The organism is Streptomyces sp. NPDC045846, assembly GCF_056431605.1.
This window is the reverse complement of the sequence record NZ_JBWKKJ010000003.1, coordinates 533,990-556,762: the sequence shown is the minus strand read 5'-3', so window position 1 is coordinate 556,762 and position 22,773 is coordinate 533,990. Positions and strand designations below refer to the sequence as shown.

The window sequence follows — 22,773 nt, the reverse complement described above, 5'->3', positions numbered from 1 at the left end:
TCTATTGGAATATTGGCGGGTGCGTATCATTGTTGAACACGACCTGGAAATACCCATGCGGGACGGCGTCTTATTGGGTGCGGACCTCTACCGTCCGGACACTTCCGTACCCGTTCCCGTACTCATCCGGCGAACTCCCTACGGAAAATCAGGAAATCCCGGCGGGGCCTCCGTCGACGGCCTGCGGCTGGTGCGCGCCGGATATGCCCTGCTGGTGCAGGACGTGCGCGGGCGGTTCGGCTCCGGCGGCCGCTTCGAGCCGTACTGGAACGAGGCCGAGGACGGCGCGGACACCGTGGCCTGGGCGGCCGGACAGCCCTGGTGCGACGGGTCGGCGGGCCTGTTCGGCAGGTCCTACGAAGGCATGGCGGCGCTGCTCGCGGCCGCCGAGAGTCCGCCCGGCCTGGGAGCGGTGGCACCTCAGGTGGCCGGTTCCGGCTTCGACGAGGGCTGGACATACCAGGGCGGCGCCTTCCAACTCGGCTTCATCCTCTACTGGGTGCTCTACGATCTGCTGCTCACCGGCGCCGGCCTCGACCCCGCGGTGGAACGCGAAGTGGCCGAGGCCGTCGACCGGATCGACGAGCTCTACCGTGACCCCGCCCGCGCCACCGGCCTCCTGGACCGGCTCGCACCCTATTACCGTGAATGGCTCGGCAAGGCGACCGGTGACGCGTATTGGCGGCGGTCCGCGCCCCGCGGGTCCTATCCCGCGATCAAGGCACCGGCGCTCAACATCACCGGCTGGTACGACATTTTCCTGTCGGGCGCTCTGGAGAATTTCCGCGGAATCCGGGCCGAGGGCGGCGCGGCGCACCTGGTGGTCGGTCCCTGGTCCCATTGCGTTACGGACGGGATTTTCCCGCAGCGCCGTTACGGAATTGCCGCCGACGAACAGCACTTGGACGTGACCGGACTCCACCTGGCCCATTTCGACCGGCACCTGCGCCACGGCTCGGCCGCCTCCGACGAACCCCCGGTGCGGCTCTTCCTCACCGGCGCCGACCAGTGGTGCGGCTTTCCGGACTGGCCCGTCCCCGGCACCGAGCCCTACGTCCTGCACCTGGCCGGTCGCACGCTCACCGAAGCCGCCCCCGGAGCTCCGGGCTGCGACGTGCTCCGGCACGACCCGGCCGATCCCGTTCCCACCACCGGCGGGGCCACCGCCCTGCCCGGGCAGTACGTCGGGGGCGACTGCGGCCCGCTGGACCAGCGCGAGGTGGAACAGCGCCCGGATGTGCGCTGCTTCACGACCCCGCGGCTCGCCGACCCGCTCACCGTGATCGGAGAGGTCGAGCTGACGGCGTTCGTCACACCCGACGCCGCGGGTGCCGATGTGACCGCCAAACTGGTGGACGTGGCCCCGGACGGCCGGGCGGAGATCCTCTGCGACGGCATCCGGCGGATGGAGCCCCGAGCCGTGCGGACAGAGGCGGGTGCGGACGAGACGGCCGCGGCCGTCGCCGCCCCGGGAGCGGGCAAGGAGCCCGCCCACGGGCCGGTCGTCGAGGTCACCGTCCGGCTCGGTGCGGTCGGCCATGTCTTCCGCCGGGGCCACCGCGTCCGGCTGGAGATCGCCGGCAGCAACACGCCTCGCTTCGACGTGCACCCGCGGGTGGTGGCGCACCACACCCTCCACCATGGCGGCGACCACCCCTCACGCCTGCTGCTGCCGCGGCTCACCGACGGCTGAGGGGCGGCCCGGGCCCGCGGCGTCCGGGTGGAAGACCGAAAGGTCCGCGACCTTCTCGATCTTCCGCCCGGCCTCCCAGTGCGCGCGGCGCAGCCGCCGCAGCTGGGCCTTCGAAAGCCGGGTGCTGTGCTGCGGGATCGAGCGCACCATCCGCGCCCGCTTGGCCGCGACCGGGTAGCGGTCCCGCACCTGGTACGGGTCGTTGAGCAGATGATGCAAGGTACCCGTGTGGAAGGCGGCCTTCAGCAGCGCGTAGTACGCCGCCGCACCCACGCCCTTGGCCCGCGCGCAGTGCACCAGGGTCCGGGAAGCCTCGAACAATCGCCACACCACCGGCACGGCAGGCGTGGTGAAGACCCCGGTCTCCTGCGCGATGCCCTCGCCGACCCCGTAGCGGAAGTAGCTGCGCATGTTCGCGAAGCCATGCTGGGCATCGTGGAAGATCCGCGCCTGCGGGAGGTAGAACACGGGGATCCCGGCCAACTGGAGCCGGAAGTCGAACTCCCGGTCCTCGCACCAGTGGATCAGCTCGTCGAAGTGGTAGCCGCCGATGTGGTCGGTGATCGCCCGGTTGTAGATGAGTGGCGGCGACAGCGCGCTGATGTAGTCGCCCTCGTCGAACTCCCTCACCCGTGCGGTCAGTTTGCTCAGCAGGCCGTCCGAATCCCCGTACACCACCTGGCCCTTGACCACCGGCTCGGTGAGCACCGCGCGGACCATCATGCGCACCACACCCGGGGCGAAGGTGCAGTCGGAGTCCATCAGCAGCAGGTACTGGTTGCCGGTGGCCGCGGCCCCGGCGTTGTAGGCCGCGCCCAGATTGCCGACGTCCTCGATCTCGGTGACCGTCAGCGGCCTCGGATGCTCCGCGATCAGCTTCTTGACGGCTTCGCTGGGCCCGTTGAGCGCCAGCACGATCTCGACGTCCTCGTCGATCGAGTCGATGCAGTCGGCGATCCGCAGATCGTCGCGCAGCGCGATGACCACGCTGGTCCGTGCGATGCCCTTCTCGACCGCGGCCTCGTCCACCAGGTCGGTGGCCATGTCGGGGTCCCTCCTCGTATCGGCGGTATCGGTGTTCACGTGGTCGCGTCCTTGAACCGGACCGGCAGGGCGGCCAGGGTGCGCCGCGCGATCGACTCGGCCTCGGCCAGGCTGCGGGCGTGCGTGATCGTCCCCGCCAGTACCTCGGCCCCGCCGGTGTACGGCGGCAGCACCGTCCCGGGCCGCAGCGCGGTCCCCCAGAAGACGTCGTGCACGCCGGCCCGGCGGGCCACGTCCCGGGGGTTGCCGACCCACTCCACGACGCCGCCGTCGGCCGGCAGGAACCGCTGGACGGCCGCCGCCCGGCGGGTCGGCACCAGCTCGGCCGGTTCCAGCGGGCGGCCCAGCGCGAGCCGGACCACATTGGGCAGCGGGTCCACTCCGGTGGCCAGCCGCATCACCTCGGTGGCGATCCGGGCGCCGGTCAGCCGGCAGGTGATCTCAAGGAGCACCACCCGGCCGTCCCGGGTCCGCAGGATGTCCGTGTTGATCACCGCCGGGTCCAGCCGCAGCGCCTCGGCGCCGCGGCGTACCGTCTCGGTGACCTCCTCGGCCTGCTCCGGGGTGAGTCGGCTGGGCAGCGTGTCGCCGCCCTCGAAGAAGTACGGGGCGAACTCCTCCTTGCGCCCGTACTCGCGGTCCGCGAGGCCGATCAGATGGAACTCACCGTCGACCAGGAAGGCCGCCAGCGTGTGCTCGGTGCCCTCCAGGAACTCCTCGACGACGATGCGGCCGCCGGGACTCAGCCGCAGCGCCTCGGCAGCGATCTCCCTGACCTGGTCGGCCGATTCCACCTTCATCACGCCCAGTGAGCCGGTCTGGTCGCAGGGTTTGACCACGGCCGGCAGCCCGATCGCGGCGACCGCCTCCGCTGCTTCGTCCACCCCCTCGGCGACCGCGTGCCGGGGCATCGGCAGCCCCGCCTCGCGCAGGATCGCCAGCCGACGGTCCTTCAGCGTGCAGTTGAGCGCCGTCTCCAAGGGCAGCCCGGGGCAGCCGTAGCGCCGTGCGACAGCGCTGATCACCGGCGGGTTGTCCGCGCCGAGCGAGAACACCCCGTCCAGCCGGTCGATGCCCGCCGCCGCCAGTTCGGCGAGTACCGCCACCGTGTCGTGCGGGTCGCACACCAGCAGGGTGTCCGCGGCCGCGCGGACCCGGTCGGTGGGGCGGTCGGTGGCAACCACGAGCTCAAGACGCATCCGGCGCAGTTCGGCCAGCGAGTGGTCCATGCCGCTGCCGAGGCCGCAGGCCAGAACCCGGTCGATCACGACCCGCCTCCCGCAGCCGCACCGGAGCCCGTCCCCGAGGAGCCCGTCCCCGAGCCCGGTCCCGAAACACCGGCATGCACGCGGGAGTTGAGGCCGATCACCTGGAACACCTCCGCGTACCCAGAGCCCGCGGTCACCGCACCCCGGTAGAGGGCCAGTCCCCTGATCCCCTCGTCCCAGGCCGCGTGCCGCAGCTGCGAGACGTAGGCCCGCATCGCCTCGACCTTCGCCTCGATCTGCCCGCCGATGTCCTCGGCGTACTGGAAGCGGGCCATCGGCGCCCACACCTCGTACCCGAGCACCAGCCGCGGCGCGGGCATCGGCTCCGGCCCGGCCTCGTGGAAGAAGGCGGACTGGGCCATCCACAGCGCCTCGGTGGCCAGTTGGTGCACCATCCGGTGTTCGACGTCGTCGTCGTTGTCGTGCGGCAGGTACACCACTTGCGGGCGGACCTCGCGCAGTACCCGGACGAGGTCCAGGTGGACCCGCCGGGTGAGCGCGAAGTCCCGTGACGGCTCCTCCAGTTGGACCACACGGTGCACCCCGAGAGCCTTGCCGGCGGCCTCGGTCTCGGCGGCGAAATCGGCGTCGCTCACCTCATCGTCGAGCGCGCTGCGCTCCCGGCCGATGACGATCACCACGGTGACCCGGGCACCGTCGCGCACGTGCTTGGCGATGGACCCGCCGCAGCCGATGACATCGTCGTCCGGGTGGGGCGCGACCACCAGGACATCCGTGATCCCGGTCATCCCCGGGCCTTCGCGGTGCCCGCCGTCGGGAGCAGCCCGGCCCAGTTGGCCCACCGGGCGGTGAGCGCGACCCCCTCGGTGAAGTCCACCGACGCCTCGAAGCCGAGCCGCTCGCGCGCCTTGTCGAACCGGGCCCGCGCCTCGGAGCGGTACAGCTCCAGCTCCCACTCCGGTACGGCGCCCGTACCGGCGTCCGGTGACGGGTCGCCGAGTTGCCGCAGCGCCCGGATCGCGTCGAAGAAGGCGCCCCAGCTCACCGGTTCGCCGTTGCCGACGAGGAAGCGCTCCCCGGCGACACCCTCGGCCGTGATGGCCAGCAGCGCGGCGTCGACCAGGTCGTCCACGTACACCGCGTTGCACACGCCGCTGTCGCCCGTGGGGAGGGCCGCGAAGTCCTCGGCCGGGCGCTGGAGCTGCGCGGTGGTCCACTGGCCGGCCCACGGCCCGTAGACCACGCCGGGTTGCAGGACCACTGTTTCCAGGCCCGTGCCACCGGTCGCCAGCACCGCCTGCTCGGCCGCCAGCTTCTGCTGCTCGTACTCCCGGTCCGCCGGGTCGGCGGCCAGCGCCGCCGAGTCCTCGGTCAGCGGGCCGGTGCCCGTGGCGTCGTACACGTCGATCGTGCTGATGTGCACCACCCGCCGTACGCCGGCCTCCTTGGCGGCGGTCAGCACGTTCGCGGTGCCCTCGACGGTCGTGGCCCAGCGGGCGGACTCGTCGCCTTCGCTGCCGAAGGCGCAGTGCACCACGGTGTCGCAGCCGGCGAATGCCTCGCGCAGGCTCGCCACGCTCAGCAGGTCGCCGCGCCGGAACTCGATGCGCTCCTGCGGGAGTATGGAGAGCCGGGCGGCACGGCCGAATCCGCGCACCACCGGGTGGATCCGGGCGTCCGTGGTGAGCGCGAGCTGCTCGACGAGCCGCCCGCCGATGAACCCGCTCGCGCCGGTGACGGCCACGCTGCGGCCGGCCAGGGCGCGCGGTGCGCCGGTGGGCCGGGTGACCCACGGCTGCGGCTCGGGCCGGCGCTGCGACCCGCCGTAGCACCGCTGAATCAGCTCCACCACGCGGACGCCGTCCTCGGGGCCGGAGTGCGCGGCTGCCGTCCCCCGGCAAGCGGCCGCGAAGTTCGCCAGCTGCTCGGTGAACAGCAGCTCCCACTCGTCCTGGGCCGGGGCCACCGCCTCGACGTCGCCGCGGTGCAGCTCCTTGCCGTCCGCGGTGACCAGGGTGCACTCACCGGCGGGGAAGTCGGTGCCGATGGTCACGGTGGCCTTGGTGCCGACCACCTTGCAGGCGATGCCGAGGTCGCGCAGTCGGCTGAAGTCGGCGAACACGTCGACCGTGCCGAAGCGCAGATGTGCGCAGGCGTCGGTCTCCACGCCGCCCAGTGAGTTGTCCTCGTAGGAGACGACCTCCACGTCCGGGCCGAGCCACCACAGCAGGGTGTCGAAGACGTGCGAGGCGGTGTCGGTGAGCACCCCGCCGCCTGCCAGCCGGCGGTCGAACATCGACCAGGAGACCGGCTCCCAGGCGTAGGGGTGGCCCTCGGCCCACTCGACCCGGAGCACCTTGCCCAGGTCGCCGTCCTTGATGAGGCGGTGCACCCAGGCGTAGGCGGGGAAGAGGCGGCGCGGGTGTGCCATGGCCAGCACGGTGTGCTGGTCGCCGGCGGCGGTCTCGGCCAGTCGGCGCGCGTCCTCGACCGAGGTGGTCATCGGCTTCTCCAGCAGCACGTGCTTGCCGGAGGCGAGCAGCGGCGCCACCGTCTCGGCGTGCTTGGTGTGCGGGACGACGACCACGGCCGCGTCGAAGGCGTCCGCGACCTCGGACGGGTCGGTGGCGAGCACGACCTGGTCCGCGCCCTCGCCGCCGAGTTCGCGGTAGAGCGCGAGTGCGGCCTCGGCCTGCCGCGGGTCGTGGTCGATCAGCGCGGTCAGTTGCACCTCGCCCTTGAGCGGGGGCAGGGCGGGCAGATGGCAGCCGCGCGCTGCTGCGCCGCATCCGACGATGGCAAGACGTACGGGAGGCATGGCTTCTCCAGTGGCTCGTGAGGTCAGGGTGAGAGATGAAGCGGGCGGGGACGTGAGGGGCTGGGCGCGGGTCAAGGCGCGTGATGGACCCAGACGTTCGGCTCGGCGTACGTGCCGTACCCGTCGTCCGCCACCCGCAGGGGGACAAGACCGCCGGCGAGCGGGTAGTCGCCGGGTCCCGGCAGCGGATGCCCGAGGGCCGCTTCCCAGCGGGCCACCGGCTGCCGGATGACCAGCGACTGACGGGCGAACCCGAGCTGTTGGGCGCCCAGTTGAAGGTGGGTGCGCAGCCAGGGGTCGAAGCAGCCGCCGTCGGGGCGGCGCCAGGCGGCGTACTGTTCGATCGGGATGAGCGGGTAGCGGGGCTTTCGGGTCGGACGGACGGGGATGATCACGCCGCGCGGGCAGTCGGCCGCGGCGATCTGCCGGACGGCGGCCAGCAACCGCTCGGCATGGCCCGCGGCCCGGTGTTCGGGGTCCACCGAGACGGACAGCATGCAGATCGCGTCCGGTCGCTCCGGCCGCCCGTGGTCCACGGCCTCGACCAGCACCTCGTCGGTGCCGGAAGGCAAGCCCTGGGGCGTGCCGTCCCAGCGGACCGGGAGCCCGTTGGCCGCCGCCACCAGCCGGCCCTCCTCGTCCACCAGACAGAGCTGGTGGGACGGGTACTGCTCGTACATGCCGTGCCAGCGCCAGTTGCCGGGGGACTCCCAGCCCATGAACTCCGGCATGTTCGCCCCGATGAGGCGGTCCACCTCGGTCCGCAGCCAGGGGTCTCGCGAGAGGTCGGTGAGCGTGAGGGACACGTCGGCTCAGCCCAGCAGCCGGGAGTCGGCCGTCGCCCGCATCTCTCGGGAGCGGCGCAGATCGGCGGTGACGCAGACCCGCTTGAGCCAGCGGTCGGTGCCGTTGTAGCGCGCCGTGAAGGGCAGCCGGCCGTGCACCGCGCGGTGGTTGTCGATGAAGAGCACGTCGCCCTGGTCGGCGACGACCTCCCGCATCCCCGCGTCGATCACCTTGAACAGGGCGTCGTAGGCGCGCCGCGCCTCCGGGTCCTCCTCCGGCACCGAGGTGAAGTAGGGGTCCAGGCGCATGTACGGGTCGACGCGCGAGCCGTACAGCAGCGCGCCCAGCGGACGCTCGTCGATCATCCGCTGGATGGTGGAGAACCGCGCCGCCTCCTCGGGCGAGGTGATGGTGTTGTTCTTGGGCAGGTGCGATTCGTCGGGGGCGATGTGGAAGCGGGGCTCGAAGAGGATGTCGATGTCCTCCGCCGAGAGCGACGACAGGTCCAACTCGCCGATCGTGGTGGGTACATGGTCGGGATTGCGCAGTGCGCCAAGGATCAGGTAGTCGCTGCGGTATGGGTGGAAGGCGTCCTCGGTGTGCCAGGTGAGCAACTCCTTGCTGCCCATCCCGAGCTGGTCGTTCTCGTGCTGACGGATCGGGAAGATGTCGTGCACCAGGTGCCCGTCCTGCTGGGTGGCCCAGCCGAACGGCTCGCCCAACAGCGCCGAGTAGAGCATCAGCAGCAGCTCCTCGGAGAACTCCGGGCCGGGCCGGGCGCGGCCGCGCCAGTGGGCGGGCGTGGGGCCGATCCGGTCCTGGTCGAAGTGGTGACCGCGAATGACCGTGTGGCCCGTTCGGTCGGCGAGCTTGAACTCGCGCAGGAAGTGTTGGACCCCGAGCGGCAGCCGGGCCGCGAGGTGCGGCAGGTCGCGCAGCAGGACCGGGTCGTTGAAGGAGGGGTAGGCGCGCGCCAGTTCGGCGCCCAGGGCGGCGGTGGCGGACGCCTCGTCGGGGGAGAGGGTGTAGCTGGTGGTGTGGTTCGACATGCCAACTCTCGTTACGTGGGAAGAGTGACCTGATGGGGTGCCCTGGCGGACAGGGCGTCGCCGGAGAGGGGCGCTGGTTCAGCTCAGCGCCCCGGCGCGGTGGCGGCGGTGAGCACGTCGCTCAGCAGCCGCGAGGTCGGGGAGGTGAAGAGGGCGCTCGCGCGCATCCCGGCCGCGGCCGGGAAGGACGTACGGAGCCGCGTGAGCAGACGCATGGCGAGCAGGGACTGGCCGCCGTGGTCGAAGAAGTTGTCGTCGGGGCCGAGGTCCGGGGCCCGCAGCACCTCGCGGAAGTGGCCGAGCACGGTCCGCAGGGGTTCCTCGACGAGCCCTTCGACCGGCGCCGCGGGCGCCGCCGCGATGTGGGCCCATGCGGCGAGCAGCCGCTTGTCGACCTTGCCATGCGGATTCTTGGGCAGGACGGAGACCTGGTGGATCACCCGCGGCACCGCCCAGTCGGGCAGCACCGCGGCCAGGTGCGCCACCAGGCTGTCCCGGTCCGTCCCGGTGAGCCGTACGGCCTCCCCGGGCGGCGGGGCCTGCCGAGGGGCGGCGGGCACGACGAACGCCCAGAGCGCCGTGCCGGTGTCCGGGTCGGCGAACACCACGGCCTGGTCCACCTCCGGGCTCTCGCACAGCAGGCGCTCCACCCGGGCGGGCTCCAGCCGATGCCCGCGGATCTTGATCTGGTCGTCCACCCGCCCGAGGAAGACCAGCTGTCCGTGGTCGTCGATGCGGCCGAGATCCCCGGTCACATACATCCGGGCCGCCGGCCCGGCGGAGAGCGGGTCCGGCACGAACCGGCGGGCGGTGGCGGCCTCGTCGTCCAGGAAGCCCCGGGCGACCAGGGGGCCGCCGATGCAGATCTCCCCGGTCTCGCCGTCGGGCACCGGTCGCCCGTCCCGCCGTACGCTGATCTCCACGTCCCGCAGCGCGGTGCCGAGCGGCACCTCGGTGGCGTCCTGCGGCAACAGGCCGGTGTACAGCGTGGAACTGACGGTGCATTCGGTGAGGCCGTAGACATGGGCCAGGGCGGCCGACTGCGTGCGCTGCCACTCCCGGTACGGCGCCGGGTCCATCCGCTCGCCACCCACCACCACCGTGCGCAGCCCAGGCGGCGTGCCGAGGTCCCGCTCGGTGAGCCAGCGGGCGTACTCCAGCCAGTACTGGGTGGAGAGTTCCACCACCGTGGTGCCGGTGGCCGTCAGCAGGGCGTGTAGTTCCTCGGCGTCCAGGGCGCGGGTGTCGCTCCTGCAGACCACCGCCGCGCCGGCCGCGAGGGTGGGGAAGACCTCCTCGATGACCACGTCGAACCCGAGCGAGGCCACTTGGAGCCAGCGGTCCTCGGCGGTCAGCGCCAGCCGTTCGGCGACCGCCGACGCGAACCGCCCGAGCGAACCGCGCTCGACGACCGTGCCCTTGGGCTGTCCGGTGGAGCCCGAGGTGAAGAGCACGTACGCGAGGTCGTCGCTCCTGGCCTGTCGCTGCTCCCGACCGTGGTCGGGGTGGCCCGACGAGTCCGGTACGTAGGCTCCTTCGGGCGCGTGGTCCCCGTCCCCGGCCCAGACGGCGGCACCGGTACGGCGGACCAGCGCCGACCGCGCCGCCGTCGGCAGCCGGTCGTCGAGCACGGTGAACCCGGCCCCGCTCTTGAGCGCCGCGACCATGCCCAGCACAGTCTGGGCCGGGTCGGCGAAGGCCAGGCCGACGAGCTGCCCCGGTCCCGCCCCGCGTCCGGCGAAGGAGGCCGCCCACGCGTCGGTGAGCCGGTCCATCGCCCCGTACGTCAGCACGCGCGTCGGGGTCACCAGTGCGGGGGCATCCCGGTGGTCGCGTACCGAACGTGCCCATTGCGCCGTGAAGTCGGGCTCCGAAAGGCTCGGCCGGCTCTCCGCGGCCCCGGCCGCCGCCACGCTCATCGCCCAGCCCCGCGTTCGCGCAGGAATCCGGACAGCTCCGCGAGCCCGGCCCGGAAGGCCGCTTCGCCGCCGCCGAAGCCGATCCGCACCCCGTGCGGAGCCCCGAAGGCGGTCCCGGGCACCAGCAACGTCCGGTGCCGTGCCAGCAGTTCGCGGCAGAGCCGATCCACCGCCCCCGGCGCCGTACCGGGCCGTTCCAGTTCCCGGAGCACCGGCAGCGCGCACACCCCGCCCTCGGGCGGGGTCCACCGCACCAGGTCCTCGTGCTCCGCCATCCACGCTGTCAGGTGGCCGAGGTTGCGCCCGGCCTCTTCTGCCCGCGGTCCGATCAGCCGGTCGGCGTGGCGCATCGCCCGCTCGGCGATCAGCTCCACCAGCGGCGAGAGGAACAGCGTGGTCCGGTCGCGCAGAGGGAAGGCGGCGTGCAGCAGTTCCGGCGGCGCGATGGCCCAGCCCACCCGCAGGCCGGGCAGCCCGAAGGTCTTGGAGTACGTGCCGTAGGAGACCGTGTCCGGGTACAGGGTGCCCGGGTCCGGCAACACCTCCCAGCGGTGCGCGATCTCGGCGGTCGCCGCGTCCCAGACCAGCAGCGCCTCCGCCTCCGCGACCTGGGTGAGCAGGGCCTTCAGCCCGTCCGGCGAGAGAGAGGATCCGCTCGGGTTGTGCGGGAAGTTGACGATGACCGCGGCGGTGCCCGGGGTCACCCGTGCGGCCAGTGCCTCAGGGTCGATCTCCCCGTCCCGCACGGCGCCGGCGGGCAGTACCGCCACCTCGCACCCCGCCGCCCGCGGGTAGTGGCCGAGGGAGTGGTAGATGCCCTCCTGGACCACCACCCGGTCGCCCGGCCGCAGCAGGGTGCCCAGAGTGAGGGCGATGGCCTCGCTGGAGCCGTGGGTGACCAGCACCCGGTCGGCGTCCCCGGCGGCGTAGCGGTCGGCGATCGCCTGCCGGATGCCCGCTCCGCCCTGGGAGACGCTGTCGTCCATGACGACGGCGTCGAGGTCCTCCGTGCGGATCCCGCACAGGTCGCGTATCTCGGCGAAGGTGTAGGGATGGACGCCGCTGGAACTGATGTCGAAGACGTCGGGGCTCAGATGCCGGCGGTACCACTCCTCCAGGACCGGAGGCTCTTCCCGCTGCGGACGCAGACTGCTCATGGCTGTGCGACTGTCCCTTCTACCCTTGACGGGTGGTCTCCTGCCACCACCGCTGCCCGGACAGCGGCAGCGTGTCGATGGGGTCGTAGTAGTGGTACGAGCCGCTGTGGGCGTCCGGGTCCGCCGCCTCCAGCGGCGTCAGATAGCTCTTGCTCCAGTGGGAGATGCCGAGGTCCCGGTCGTAGGCGTCGGTCTGGTCCACCCACCTCTTGCCGGCCAGCGGCACGTCGCACACGATGCGCGGGGTGGCGAACCCGGGGAGGAAGCCCATGATCTGACGTTGCATCAGCTGTGCCCGGTGCAACGGCACCCGCCAGTGCTCGGCGTTCGGGATCATGTCGCACATGTAGAAGTAGTACGGCGTGACACCCGCGTGATCGGCGAGCGCGAAGCACAGGTCCAGCAGCTCGTGCGCGGTGTCGTTGACCCCGCGCATCAGCACGCCCTGGTTGCGTACGTCGCGCAGTCCGGCGGCGAGCAGCGCCCGGGCCGCCTCCGCGACCAGCGGGGTCACCTGCTGGGCCGCGTTGGCGTGGGTGTGCAGCGCGATCTGCACCCCGCGCGCCCGGGCCACCTCGCTGACCCGGGCGATCCCGGCCAGCACTGGCGCGGAGTTCCAGTACTGCGGCAGCCCGATCAACGCCTTGCTGGCCAGCCGGATGTCCCGAATCGAGTCGATCTCCAGCAGCTCGGATATGAAACTCTCCAGGCGCGGCCAGGGAAGATTGGCCAGGTCCCCGCCGGACACCACCACATCGCGGATGCCGGGGGAGGCGCGCAGGTGGGCGAGGATCCGCTCGGCCCGGTCGACCGGCTTGAGTTGGAGCTTGCTCTTGGCCACCTGGGGCGTGGAGTTGCCGACCAGGTCCATCCGCGTGCAGTGCCCGCAGTACTGGGGGCAGGTCGACAACAGCTCGGCGAGGACCTTGGTGGGGTAGCGGTGGGTCAGCCCCTCCACTACCCACATGTCCTGCTCATGCAGGGAGTCCCGGCTCGCCATCGGGTGCGAGGGCCATTGCGGGTGGCGGTCGGAGAACACGGGCAGCATGTACCGGCGCACCGGGTCGTCGTAGAACGCCTTGGTGAGCTCGCCGGGCCGGGCCCCGGCCACGTGGGGGGCGATGGTGTTCAGCATGTGCGGGGGGAGCAGCACCGACATGGTCGCCCGATGCAGCCGGTCCTGCTCCCAGTCGGCGTAGAACTCCACGTCCAGCAGGTCCCCGACGACCGCGCGCAGGCCCTTGGCGTCCTTGACGCAGTGGGCGCGCTGCCACTGCGGGTCCGCCCATTCGGCGTCGGTGACGGCGCGCCAGCCGGGGAAGCGCCGCCAGTCCGGCTCGACCAGGTCACCGCGCCGGTACTCGTACATGCCCTCGGGCGGTACTGAATCCGCTTGGCCACGTGCTGTGTCCAGGTCCACCGAGTCGCCACCCATTTCCCGTCCGTTTCGGCCGTACCGCCTGACGTGGACCGATCTTGCAGAGCCGCGAGGTTGTACACGAGGGAGGACCGTTGTACAGGGGCGTAGGCAGGGTGCGCCCCGTACAACTCGCCGAGGTGTGGCCGGAAGCGGAACGCCGTGGCCGGGAGGGTGTCAGTGGCTGGGCGGGGTCGCCGGAAATCAGCCGACAGTGCCGCTGTATGGCTCGAATTGCCGGATGTTCACTTGATCGGCATGTCACTGGCATGTACCAATGCCCAGAGTGGCCCCTGCCGGAGGTTGTACGCCGACCACGTCAACCACCGGGGCCGCACCGCTGTGCCCACAGGTGGCCGAACAGCCCACCCCACGGGCCCCCGATCGTGCGCTCCGCATCGAGATGATCGACTTCCCAGGGGGTAAAATGCCCAGGCCAGAGCGGTTACTGGACCCCACGGCCGGACCGCTGGAAGAATTCGCCCACGGCCTGCGCACCCTCAGGCGCCAGGCCGGCAACCCCTCCTACCGCGCCATGGCGAAACGCGCGCACTACTCCGTCGCCACCCTCTCCGAGGCCGCCCGGGGTTTGCACAAGCCATCGCTCAAAGTCACCCGCGCCTATGTCGCGGCCTGCGAGGGCGACATCGCCACCTGGACGCGCCACTGGCACCGGGTGACCAAGGAACTGGAAGCCCGCGCCGCCCTCCACGACCACCGAGAACCCCACAGCGGCGTGCCGTCGCACGCGGCCGCCGGACGCGGCAGAGCCGCACCGCCGGGCCCTGCCTCCCGTGACCGCCGCGCACCGAGCGAGGACGGCGCGCTGTCCGGCCGCGAACGTGAGGAACTGCACCGGCTGCGCCGCGAGGTGGAGGAATTGCGGCATGCCAACGAGGTACTGAAAGCCGCGTCCGCCATCTTCGCGGCGGACCTCCGCACAACGTCCAAGGTCGTGTACAACTCCCGCGATCGACAAGATCGGTTGGCGTAATCGGAGGACCCGGCTCGACTCGTTCCCGACCGGAACCGAGTCGAGCCGGCCCGGACCGGATGATCCCGACCGACCTTTGGGGACTGACCATGCGTGTGCTCGGAGTCAACGGCTGGCCCGGTGCCAGCCACGACGGTGCTGCCTGCCTCGTCGTGGACGGCGAAGTGATCGCCATGGCGGAGGAGGAGCGCTTCACCCGCAACAAGCACGCCTACGGCGAAGCGCCCCTGAACGCGGTGGCCTACTGCCTCGCGGAGGGCGGCCTCACCCTCGGCGACATCGACATCGTCGCCCACGGCTGGAACCTCCCCACCCTCTTCGGCGACCGCGGCCTCGACTGGTTCCGCAGCGACGCCGACGCCCTCGAACACCTGCTGCCCAAGGCCCTGTTCCCGCGTACCCGGGACCCCCGGCTGACCTTCGTCAACCATCACATCGCCCATGCGGCCAGCGCCTACCACCTCTCAGGCCGTGACCGGGGCGCGATCCTGGTCCTGGACGGCCAGGGCGAGAACGAGAGCACCACCCTCGCCGTCGGCATCGACGGCGAGATCAAAACACTCCGCGCCCACACCCCCGGGTGGTCGCTCGGGTACTTCTACGCCGCGGTCTGCGAGTACGTCGGCCTCGGCGCCGACGCCGCCGGCAAGATGATGGGCCTCGCCTCGTACGGCCGCCCCCAGGACCTCACCTTCGGCGGGGCGTTCAGCTTCGCCGACGAGGACTTCACCATCGGCGTCGTCCCGCCCGACCTGCGCTCCACCGGCACCACCGACGAGGAGACCGCGACGATCCGGCACTGGTCGGCCCACCTGGAGAAGGCACTCTCCGGGGGTGCCAACCGCTCCGTCCGCCACTTCGACCCACACCTGGGCCGCTTCACCCGCGTCACCGACCGCGACCCCTTCGAGTACCGCGACATCGCCGCCACCGCCCAGGCCGCCCTGGAACGGGCAGTCGTCGCCCTGGTCCGCGGCCTGCTCCGGGAGACGGGCGAGTCCACGTTGCTCATCGCGGGCGGGGTCGGCTTCAACGCCACCCTCAACGGCAAGCTCATGCGGCTTCCCGAGGTCGGGGACCTGTTCGTTCAGCCGCTCGCCGGCGACCAGGGGGTCTCCCTCGGCGCTGCCGTCTGGGTCGCCGCCCAGGAGGGTGACCGCATCAAGCCGATGGAGGGGTCGGTGGCCTGGGGACCGCAGTGGTCCCCGGACTCCATCCGCCAGGTGCTGGACGCTTCCGGCACCGCCTACACCGAGCACGACGACATCGCCTCCGCCACCGCCGACGTCCTCGTCCGCGGCGGCGTCGCCGGCTGGTTCCAGGGCCGGGCGGAAGGCGGGCCCCGCGCGCTGGGCCACCGCAGCATGCTGGCCGTGCCCTCGCCCGAGAGCACCCGGGACCACGTCAACGTCCGCATCAAGCACCGCGAGGCATGGCGGCCGTTCGCCCCGAGCATGCACGAGGAGGCCGCCCCCGCCCTCATCGGCACCGCCACCCCGCTCCCGTACATGATCGTCACCACTCCGGTCACCGAAGCGGGCGCGGCCGCCATGCCCGCCGTCGTGCACAGCGACCGCACCACCCGTCCCCAGACCGTCTCGCACTCCGTCGACCCGCTCTACCACCGCCTGATCGGCGAGGTCGGCCGGCACACCGGCACCGCCGTGGTGCTCAACACCTCGTTCAACGGCCGCGACGAACCGGTGGTGTGCAGTCCGCGCGACGCCCTCGCCACCTTCCACCGGCTGCCCATGGACGCCCTCGCGCTCGGCCCCTTCCTGGTGCGCCGCCCCGAGGGCGCCGTCGGCGGGGAGCACGCGTGAGCGCACCGACGCGTCCGGCCGCCCTCTCCGACCCCGCCCGGCCGGCCGATGTCCACGCGCACCTCGCCGGATGGCTCGCCGAGGCCGTGCTGGATCCGGACCCGGACCTCTCCGCCCCGCTGCGCGACCTCGGCGTGGACTCGCTCGACCTGATCCGCGCCGCCCGCCGGATCGAGGCCGCCTTCGGCGTGCGCGTGCCATTGCGCGAACTGTTCGCCGAAGAGCTGACCCTCGACCAGCTGATCCTGCTGGTCGCCGACCAGGCCGGCCGACGCCGCACCGTGGGCGGCGCCGAACCCGGCGCCGCCCACGAGCCCGTCGTCCTGACCCCCTCCCAGGAGCAGGCCTGGGAGGAGCAGACCGGCAGCCGCGCCCACTGGAACCAGGCGCTGCTCTTCACCACGCGCCCCGACCTCGACCCCGTCGTGTTCGCCCAAGCCGTACGGCACCTGGTCGCCGGACACGCCTCGCTGCGGCTCGCCATCGAGGCCCCGCCCGCCCGGCGCCCCCGCCAACTGACCGCGGCACTCGCCCCGGACGACGCGCTCGACGGCATCCTCGACGTGGTGGACATGTCTGAGCTCGCGGACGCCGACCTGCCGGCGGCGGTCGCGCTGCGCTGCGCGGTGGAACAGCGCTCCCTCGACCCGCTGGCCGGCCGGATGGTCCGCTTCGTCCGGTTCGACGCGGGCCCGGCCCGCCCGGGCCGGCTGCTGATCGCCGTCCACCAACTGGCCTTCGACATGGTCTCCTGGTCCATCCTGCTCGCGGACCTGGAAGAGCTCTACGAGGGCGTCGCCGCGGGGCATACGGACATGCGGTGCACCGAGGGCACCTCCTACCCCCAGTGGGCCCAGGCCCTCGCCGACCACGCCCGCACGCCCGAGACCGAGGCGGAGAGCGAGTGGTGGACCGAGGTGGCTCGTACCCCGGGCCACATCCCGCTCGACCGCACGCCGCCCGACCCAAGGGCCGCTAACACCGCCGCCACCGCCGCCACCCACATTGAGGAATTCGCCCCGGACTTCACCGGCCGGCTGCTGGAGACGGCCCGGGCTCACCGCTGCCACCCCGGCGAACTGTTGCTGCACGCCCTCGGCGAGGTGCTCGGCGACTGGCAAGGGGAACCCGCGGTCCGGGTGGACGTCCTGCGGCACGGCCGCGAGGAGGCGGTCGGCGACGTCGATCTGGCTCGCACCACGGGGTGGTTCACCACCACCGTCCCGGTCCGCCTCGACCTTGCGCCCGGCACCCCGGCGGAGCGGCTGGCCCGCACCGTGGGCCACCTCGCGGCCCTGCCCGGTGGGGGAGTGGGGTACGGAGCGCTGAGCCGGCACGGCCGACCGCGGCTCGCCGCCGCTCTGCGCGGCGCGCTGCCCAGCGATGTCTCCTTCGACTTCGAGGGCGACGAGTCCGACGAACTGCCGCTCGGAACCCTGCTGCCGGCCATCGCCGAGGAACCGGTGGGCGAGATCACCGGTCCGGACTGGGTGCGACCCCACCTCCTCGAGGTGATCGCCACCACCGACGACGGGGTGCTGCGCGTCGAATGGTGGTACTCCACCGCGCTGCACGACCGGGGCACCGTACGACGCCTCGCCGACCGCCACCGCGCGGCCCTCGCCGCCCTCTGCGCATCCGCCACCTGACCCGGACCCACCACATGGGAAGCCGCATGCCATGACCCTGCCCAGCGTGCTCGATCCCTTCTTCGCCGTCGCCCGGACGGACCCCGAACGGCCCGCCGTCCTCGACAACGGAGTGACCGTCGGCTACGGCCAACTGGCCCGCTGGGCCGGGGCGGTGGCCGACCTCGTGGCCGTCCGCGGCCCGGCCCCCCACCCGCCGGTGGGCATCGTCGCCCACCACAGCGCCCGGGACATCGCCGCCATCCTCGGCGTGCTCGCGGCCGGCCGGGGCTATGTTCCGGTCGTCGACGAGCCCGCCGGCCACATGGACCAGGCGCTGCGGGCGCTCGGTTGCCGCGAGGTGGTCACCACCGCCGAAACCGGCCGGCTCCCCGCCGTGGACCGGCTGCTGCGGCCCAACTGGGGCCCCTCCCGGGCCCCGTTGCGGGAGGCCGGCGAGCCGGTCGGGGCCGAGGACCCGGCGTACGTCCTGTTCACCTCGGGCTCCACCGGCGCGCCCAAGGCGGCCGCCGTCCCGCATGGCGCGCTGCACGCGGTGATCCCGCAACTGCGGGAACGCTACGGCGTCGGACCGGACACGGTGGCGCTCAACTTCCACCGCGCCGACGGCGACACCAGCCTGGAGGAGATCCTGCCCACGCTCTGCGCGGGCGGGCTCGTGGTCATCGACGAGAACAGCGAGACCGACCTCGGGGGCGTGCTCGCCGAGGCCGAGATCACCGTCGTCAACCTGCCCGTCGACTACTGGCACGTGTTCACCGGCCACCTGCTGGAGCACGGGCTGAAACTCCCCGGCACGCTCGACACGGTCGTCATCGGCGGCGAGGCCGTCCGCCCGGACATGCTGGAACGCTGGCACCGGCTCGGCGCCGACCGGGTCCGGCTGCTCAACACGTACGGCTCCACGGAGACCGCGCTGGTCACCCACACCGCGGAGCTCGCGGGCCCGGCCGCTGAGGGTCCGTTCCCCGAGGGGATTCCGATCGGGCGCCCGCTGCCGTCCGTACGCCAGGCCATCGTCCCCCGCGCGGACGCGCCCGGCGGCACCGCTGCCCCCGGGGAGCTCTACCTGGCGGGCCCGCATCTCGCGACCGGCTACCTCGACGATCCCGAGCGCACTGCCGCCCGGTTCGTCCGCGCCGACAGCGTCGGCCTCGGTGACCCGGGCGACCGCACCCGCTGGTATCGGACCGGCGACCTCGTCCACGAAGCCGCCGACGGCAACCTCGTCTTCCACGGCCGGATCGACCACCAGGTCAAGATCCGCGGCCACCGGGTGGACCTGCTGGACGTCGAGCACCACCTCGGGCGACAACCCGGAGTCATCGCCGTGGCCGCCGCCGAGCACGCCAAGGGCGACCACAACTCCCTGGTCGCCTTCGTGGTCCTGGCCCCGGACACCCCGAACGACGTACGGGGGCTGCGCGAGGTACTGCGCGCCACCCTGCCCGCGTTCCTGGTGCCCGACCGGATCGTCGCGGTGCCCGCCCTCGCGCACACCCGCACCGGCAAGGTCGACCGCGCCGCCACCCGGGACCGCTACCTCTGAACCCGCCGCGGGACCAAGCCCTGTCGCCAAGGTCCCCCCTGCCTGGAGCCCTCCCTTGGCCAACAGACTGTTCGACGCCTCCGTGTCCCCGGCGGCCGTACCGGAAGCCGATGCCCGGGGCCCCTGGGCCTACCTGTGGTGGCTCGTGCGCATCCGGCCCTGGCCGCTGGTGCTCAGCGCCTTGCTCGGCATGGCCTGGATGGTCCCGCTGGCCCTGCTGCCCCTGGTCATCGGCCGGGCCATCGACGAGGCCGGCCGGGACGGCGACCCGGCCGGCCTCTACCTGTGGGCCCTGATCGCCCTCGGCCTCGGCCTCGTCCAGGCGCTGGCCGGTGCCGGCCTGATCCAAGCCGCTGTCGGTGCCGAGGCGCACGCCCTCTCGTACACCCACCGGGTGCTGATGCGGCAGGTCACGCGGCTGGGCGGGACCCTGCGCGCCAAGGCCCGCTCCGGTGACGTGGCGGCCTCGGCCGCAGCCGACGTCGAGAGCATCGGCAACTCCTTCGAAGTCGTCGGCCGGTCGGTCGGCGCGGTGGTCGCCGCCGTGCTCGTGGCCATCGCGCTCACCGTCACCTCACCGGTCCTCGGCCTCGCCGTGCTCATCGGCGTACCCGCCGCCGTCGTCGGCATCGGGCCCCTGCTGCGTCCCCTCCAGGAACGCGACGAGGAGCAGCGCGAACAGATGGGCATCGCCACCTCCCAGGCCGGGGACATCGTCGCCGGACTGCGCATCCTGCGCGGCATCGGCGGCGAGGCGGGCTTCGCCGAGCGCTTCCGCGTCACCAGCCAGCAGGTGCGCCGGGCCGGCGAGTCGGCCGGCCGGATGGAGGCCTGGCTGGAGGCGGCCGGGGTGTTCCTGCCCGGTCTGGTCACCGTCGGCATCGCGTGGCTCGGAGCCCGCCTCGCGCTCAACGGCACCATCACCCCCGGCGAACTGGTCGCCTTCTACGGTGCTTCGGCCTTCCTCACCCTCCCCGTCAGTACCGCCACGGAGGCCGCGGAGACGCTCAGCCTCGCCAAGGTCGCGGCCGGCCGGATCTGCACCCTGCTGCGCATCACCCCCGTACCGGAGCAGCCCGTCCACCCCGAGCCGCTGCCCGCCGGCCCCCTGTCGCTGACTGACGAGGACACCGGACTCACTGCCGAGGCCGGACTGCTGACCGTCGTCGCGGCCCCGGCCGACCGGGCGGGCGCCCTCGCTGACCGATTGACCCGGTACGGCGAGCACGCCGCGCCGTCGGCCGTACTTCTCGGCGGGGTCCCGCTGGACCGCGTCGACCTGGTCGAGCTGCGCGCCCGGGTGCTCCGCTCCGGCCCCGCCGACACCCTCTTCAGCGGCACCGTGGGGGAGGAACTCTCCGCCGGTCTCGCCCGTTCGCGCGGCGCCCTGACCGACGCGCTCTTCGCGGCCGACGCCACCGATGTGGTGGAGGGTCTGCCCGGCGGCCTGGACGAGTATCTCGGCGAGGGCGGGCGGGCCCTGTCGGGCGGCCAGCGCCAGCGCCTGGTGCTGGCCCGCGCCCTGCTCGCGGCCCCCGACGTCCTGGTCCTGGAAGACCCGACGGCCTCGGTGGACGCGCAGACCGAGGCCCGGGTGGTCGAGCGGGTGGCGGCCCTGCGCGCCGGCCGTACCACCGTGGTGTTCAGCGACAGCCCGCTGTGGCTGGGCGTCGCCGACCGGGTCCACCTCCTGGACGCCGACGGCAGCCCCGCCCGCGCCGAAGGAGTCCGCTCATGACGACCGCCACCGACACCGCGGACACCGGTCTTTCGACCACGCTCGGCCAGCGCCGTCTGCCACTGGCCGGCCGAGCCGAGGTGCGTACCTGGGTCGGCGCCTTCGTCCGCGCCAACGCGGGCCGGCTCACCCTCACCCTCGTGCTCTTCGGTACCGCGCTGGTCGCCGGGCTGAGCGGCCCCCGGCTGCTCGGTGGGCTCGTCGAGTCGGTCAAGGCCGGCACCACCACCGCCCACGTCGACACCCTCGCCCTCGCCTTCGTCGCCCTCCTCGTGGTCCACGCGCTGCTGGCGCGCGCGGCCAAGGTGCAGGCCACCCTGCTCGGCGAACGTGTTCTCGCCCGCACCCGCGAGGACTTCGTCCGCCGCGTCCTCGGGCTCCCGCTGTCCGAGGTGGAGAGCGTCGCCGCCGGGGACCTGCTCAGCCGGGCGACCACCGACGCCGACCGGCTGAACGAGAGCATCCGCCAGGCCGCCCCGCGCATCGTGCTGGCCGCGGTCACCCTGGTGTTCACCGTCGGGGCCATCCTGCTCACCTCTCCGGTGCTGGCCCTCGGACTGATCGCCGGGGTGCCCTTCGCAGCCGTCTCCACCTGGTGGTACCGCCCCCGCGCCACCCGCGCCTACGAGCAGCTGCTGGCGCAGGAGGCCGATGTCCTGGCGGTCACGCACGAGACCACCCGGGGCTGCTCCACCGTCGAGGCGCTGGGCCTCGGTCCCCGCCAGCGGGCTCGCCACGGCGTGGCCGTCGACCGCGTGGTCCGCACCCGGCAGCGCACCACCTGGCTGCAGACCGTCTGGTTCCCCAGCCTGGACCTGGCCACGATGGTTCCGATGGCACTCACCCTGCTCATCGGCGGACTCGCCTACCAGCGCGGCGCCGTGGGCCTGGGTGAACTCACGGCCGTCGTCCTCTATGTCCAGGCCCTCGGCGAGCCCCTCAACGATCTGCTCACCTGGACCGATGAGCTCCAGATCGGCAGTGCGGCACTGCGCCGCATCCTCGGCGTCGAGCGGCTGCCGTGCGAGGAGCCCAAGCCCACCGCCCCCACCCGGGGCCACGGCATCAGCCTCACCGGGGTGGGATTCGGCTACGGCCCGGCCCGCGAGGTGCTCAGCGGCATCGACCTCGAACTCGCCCCGGCCGAACGGCTCGCCGTGGTGGGTGCCTCCGGCGCGGGCAAGTCCACCCTCGGCAAACTCCTGGCGGGCGTTCACCATCCCACTCGGGGCACGGTCCGGATCGGCGGCGCCGACCTCACCTCACTGCCGGTGGGCCAACTGCGCCGGGAAGTCGTCCTGGTCACCCAGGAACAGCACGTCTTCAGCGGCACCCTCCGCGAGAACCTCACTCTGGCCGACGAGGAGGGCTGGCCGGACACGGAGCTGTGGGACGCGCTGGAGACCGTACTCCTCGCGGACTGGGCGCGGTCGCTGCCGGACGGCCTGGACGCTGAGATCGGCCCCGGAGCGGCCCCGGTCTCGCCGTCCGCCGCACAGCAACTGGCCCTCGCCCGGGTGCTGTTGTCCGACCCGCACACCCTGGTGCTGGACGAGGCCACCGCGTTGCTCGACTCCTCGGCCTCCCGGCGGGTCGAACGCTCCCTGGCCGCGCTCATCGAAGGGCGTACGGTGGTCTCCATCGTCCACCGGCTGGACTCGGTGCGCGACGCCGACCGGATCGCGGTCATGGACCGCGGCCGGATCGTGGAACTCGGCAGCCATGACGAACTCCTCGCGGCCGGGGGAGCTTACGCCTCCCTGTGGCGCACGTGGCGTTCGGTCCGCCGATGACGGACGGAGCCGCCACGACCCCGGGCGCTGGGCGGGGGGGGGGGGGGGGGGGGGGGGGGGGGGGGGGGGGGGGGGAGAGGGAGGGGGGGGGGGAGGGGGGGGGGGGGTGGGAGGA

General features: G+C 72.7%; 16 protein-coding genes. 7 read left to right on the top strand and 9 right to left on the bottom strand.

Going from position 1 to position 22,773, the window contains the following annotated elements; genetic code table 11:
- The first annotated feature begins 19 nt into the window (after positions 1-19).
- On the top strand, positions 20-1,693 hold the full coding sequence (locus tag AC07F3_RS11520) for a CocE/NonD family hydrolase (RefSeq protein ID WP_479112812.1): 1,674 nt from the start codon (positions 20-22) through the stop codon (positions 1,691-1,693).
- Here the strand turns inward: AC07F3_RS11520 and AC07F3_RS11515 are convergent.
- From AC07F3_RS11515 to AC07F3_RS11475, 9 genes are all read right to left on the bottom strand, one after another.
- On the bottom strand, positions 1,658-2,776 hold the full coding sequence (locus AC07F3_RS11515) for a glycosyltransferase family 2 protein (RefSeq protein WP_479112810.1): 1,119 nt from the start codon (positions 2,774-2,776) through the stop codon (positions 1,658-1,660). The two genes, AC07F3_RS11520 and AC07F3_RS11515, sit on opposite strands and share 36 nt — an antisense overlap.
- Positions 2,773-4,005: an ATP-grasp domain-containing protein gene (locus AC07F3_RS11510; protein WP_479112808.1), complete on the bottom strand. Its 1,233-nt coding sequence runs from the start codon at positions 4,003-4,005 to the stop codon at positions 2,773-2,775. Before AC07F3_RS11510 ends, AC07F3_RS11515 begins: the two co-directional genes overlap by 4 nt.
- Complete coding sequence (locus tag AC07F3_RS11505; RefSeq protein WP_479112806.1) at positions 4,002-4,754, bottom strand: PIG-L deacetylase family protein; 753 nt, start codon at positions 4,752-4,754, stop codon at positions 4,002-4,004. Before AC07F3_RS11505 ends, AC07F3_RS11510 begins: the two co-directional genes overlap by 4 nt.
- Positions 4,751-6,784, bottom strand: coding sequence for an NAD-dependent epimerase/dehydratase family protein (locus AC07F3_RS11500; protein ID WP_479112804.1), 2,034 nt, complete (start codon positions 6,782-6,784; stop codon positions 4,751-4,753). The genes AC07F3_RS11505 and AC07F3_RS11500 overlap by 4 nt, the downstream gene beginning before the upstream one ends.
- Positions 6,785-6,855: 71 nt before the next feature.
- Complete coding sequence (locus tag AC07F3_RS11495) at positions 6,856-7,590, bottom strand: GNAT family N-acetyltransferase (RefSeq protein WP_479112802.1); 735 nt, start codon at positions 7,588-7,590, stop codon at positions 6,856-6,858.
- Positions 7,591-7,596: 6 nt separating this feature from the next.
- Entirely contained in the window at positions 7,597-8,619 is a 1,023-nt protein-coding gene (gene vioC / locus AC07F3_RS11490; RefSeq protein ID WP_479112800.1) for an arginine beta-hydroxylase, Fe(II)/alpha-ketoglutarate-dependent, read from the bottom strand.
- A gap of 83 nt (positions 8,620-8,702) precedes the next feature.
- Positions 8,703-10,538, bottom strand: a complete 1,836-nt coding sequence (locus AC07F3_RS11485) for a non-ribosomal peptide synthetase (RefSeq protein ID WP_479112799.1) — start codon at positions 10,536-10,538, stop codon at positions 8,703-8,705.
- Positions 10,535-11,695: a capreomycidine synthase gene (gene vioD / locus AC07F3_RS11480; protein ID WP_479112797.1), complete on the bottom strand. Its 1,161-nt coding sequence runs from the start codon at positions 11,693-11,695 to the stop codon at positions 10,535-10,537. The genes AC07F3_RS11485 and vioD overlap by 4 nt, the downstream gene beginning before the upstream one ends.
- Positions 11,696-11,714: 19 nt before the next feature.
- Positions 11,715-13,064 carry a KamA family radical SAM protein gene (locus AC07F3_RS11475; RefSeq protein WP_479112795.1) on the bottom strand — a complete coding sequence of 450 codons (1,350 nt, stop codon included), beginning with the start codon at positions 13,062-13,064 and terminating at the stop codon, positions 11,715-11,717.
- 475 nt (positions 13,065-13,539) lie between these two features.
- Between AC07F3_RS11475 and AC07F3_RS11470 the strand changes: the two genes are divergently transcribed.
- From AC07F3_RS11470 to AC07F3_RS11445, 6 genes are all read left to right on the top strand, one after another.
- Complete coding sequence (locus tag AC07F3_RS11470) at positions 13,540-14,106, top strand: helix-turn-helix domain-containing protein (protein ID WP_479112793.1); 567 nt, start codon at positions 13,540-13,542, stop codon at positions 14,104-14,106.
- 89 nt (positions 14,107-14,195) lie between these two features.
- Positions 14,196-15,929 (top strand): carbamoyltransferase family protein, encoded by a 1,734-nt coding sequence (locus AC07F3_RS11465; protein ID WP_479112791.1) that lies wholly within the window; start codon positions 14,196-14,198, stop codon positions 15,927-15,929.
- Positions 15,926-17,578 carry a condensation domain-containing protein gene (locus AC07F3_RS11460; RefSeq protein WP_479112790.1) on the top strand — a complete coding sequence of 551 codons (1,653 nt, stop codon included), beginning with the start codon at positions 15,926-15,928 and terminating at the stop codon, positions 17,576-17,578. Before AC07F3_RS11465 ends, AC07F3_RS11460 begins: the two co-directional genes overlap by 4 nt.
- 31 nt (positions 17,579-17,609) lie before the next feature.
- Positions 17,610-19,127, top strand: coding sequence for an AMP-binding protein (locus AC07F3_RS11455; protein WP_479112788.1), 1,518 nt, complete (start codon positions 17,610-17,612; stop codon positions 19,125-19,127).
- 55 nt (positions 19,128-19,182) lie between these two features.
- Positions 19,183-20,865 carry an ABC transporter transmembrane domain-containing protein gene (locus tag AC07F3_RS11450; protein WP_479112787.1) on the top strand — a complete coding sequence of 561 codons (1,683 nt, stop codon included), beginning with the start codon at positions 19,183-19,185 and terminating at the stop codon, positions 20,863-20,865.
- Positions 20,862-22,658 carry an ABC transporter ATP-binding protein gene (locus AC07F3_RS11445; RefSeq protein WP_479112785.1) on the top strand — a complete coding sequence of 599 codons (1,797 nt, stop codon included), beginning with the start codon at positions 20,862-20,864 and terminating at the stop codon, positions 22,656-22,658. The genes AC07F3_RS11450 and AC07F3_RS11445 overlap by 4 nt, the downstream gene beginning before the upstream one ends.
- Positions 22,659-22,773: the final 115 nt, after the last annotated feature.

Bases quoted from the DNA above. Each gene is read 5' to 3' on its own strand.
- AC07F3_RS11485 (WP_479112799.1), bottom strand. From the start codon at position 10,538: ATGAGCGTGGCGGCGGCCGGGGCCGCGGAGAGCCGGCCGAGCCTTTCG.
- AC07F3_RS11475 (WP_479112795.1), bottom strand. From the start codon at position 13,064: ATGTACGAGTACCGGCGCGGTGACCTGGTCGAGCCGGACTGGCGGCGC.
- AC07F3_RS11455 (WP_479112788.1), top strand. From the start codon at position 17,610: ATGACCCTGCCCAGCGTGCTCGATCCCTTCTTCGCCGTCGCCCGGACG.
- vioD (WP_479112797.1), bottom strand. From the start codon at position 11,695: ATGAGCAGTCTGCGTCCGCAGCGGGAAGAGCCTCCGGTCCTGGAGGAG.
- AC07F3_RS11465 (WP_479112791.1), top strand. From the start codon at position 14,196: ATGCGTGTGCTCGGAGTCAACGGCTGGCCCGGTGCCAGCCACGACGGT.
- AC07F3_RS11445 (WP_479112785.1), top strand. From the start codon at position 20,862: ATGACGACCGCCACCGACACCGCGGACACCGGTCTTTCGACCACGCTC.
- AC07F3_RS11500 (WP_479112804.1), bottom strand. From the start codon at position 6,784: ATGCCTCCCGTACGTCTTGCCATCGTCGGATGCGGCGCAGCAGCGCGC.
- AC07F3_RS11505 (WP_479112806.1), bottom strand. From the start codon at position 4,754: ATGACCGGGATCACGGATGTCCTGGTGGTCGCGCCCCACCCGGACGAC.
- vioC (WP_479112800.1), bottom strand. From the start codon at position 8,619: ATGTCGAACCACACCACCAGCTACACCCTCTCCCCCGACGAGGCGTCC.
- AC07F3_RS11470 (WP_479112793.1), top strand. From the start codon at position 13,540: ATGCCCAGGCCAGAGCGGTTACTGGACCCCACGGCCGGACCGCTGGAA.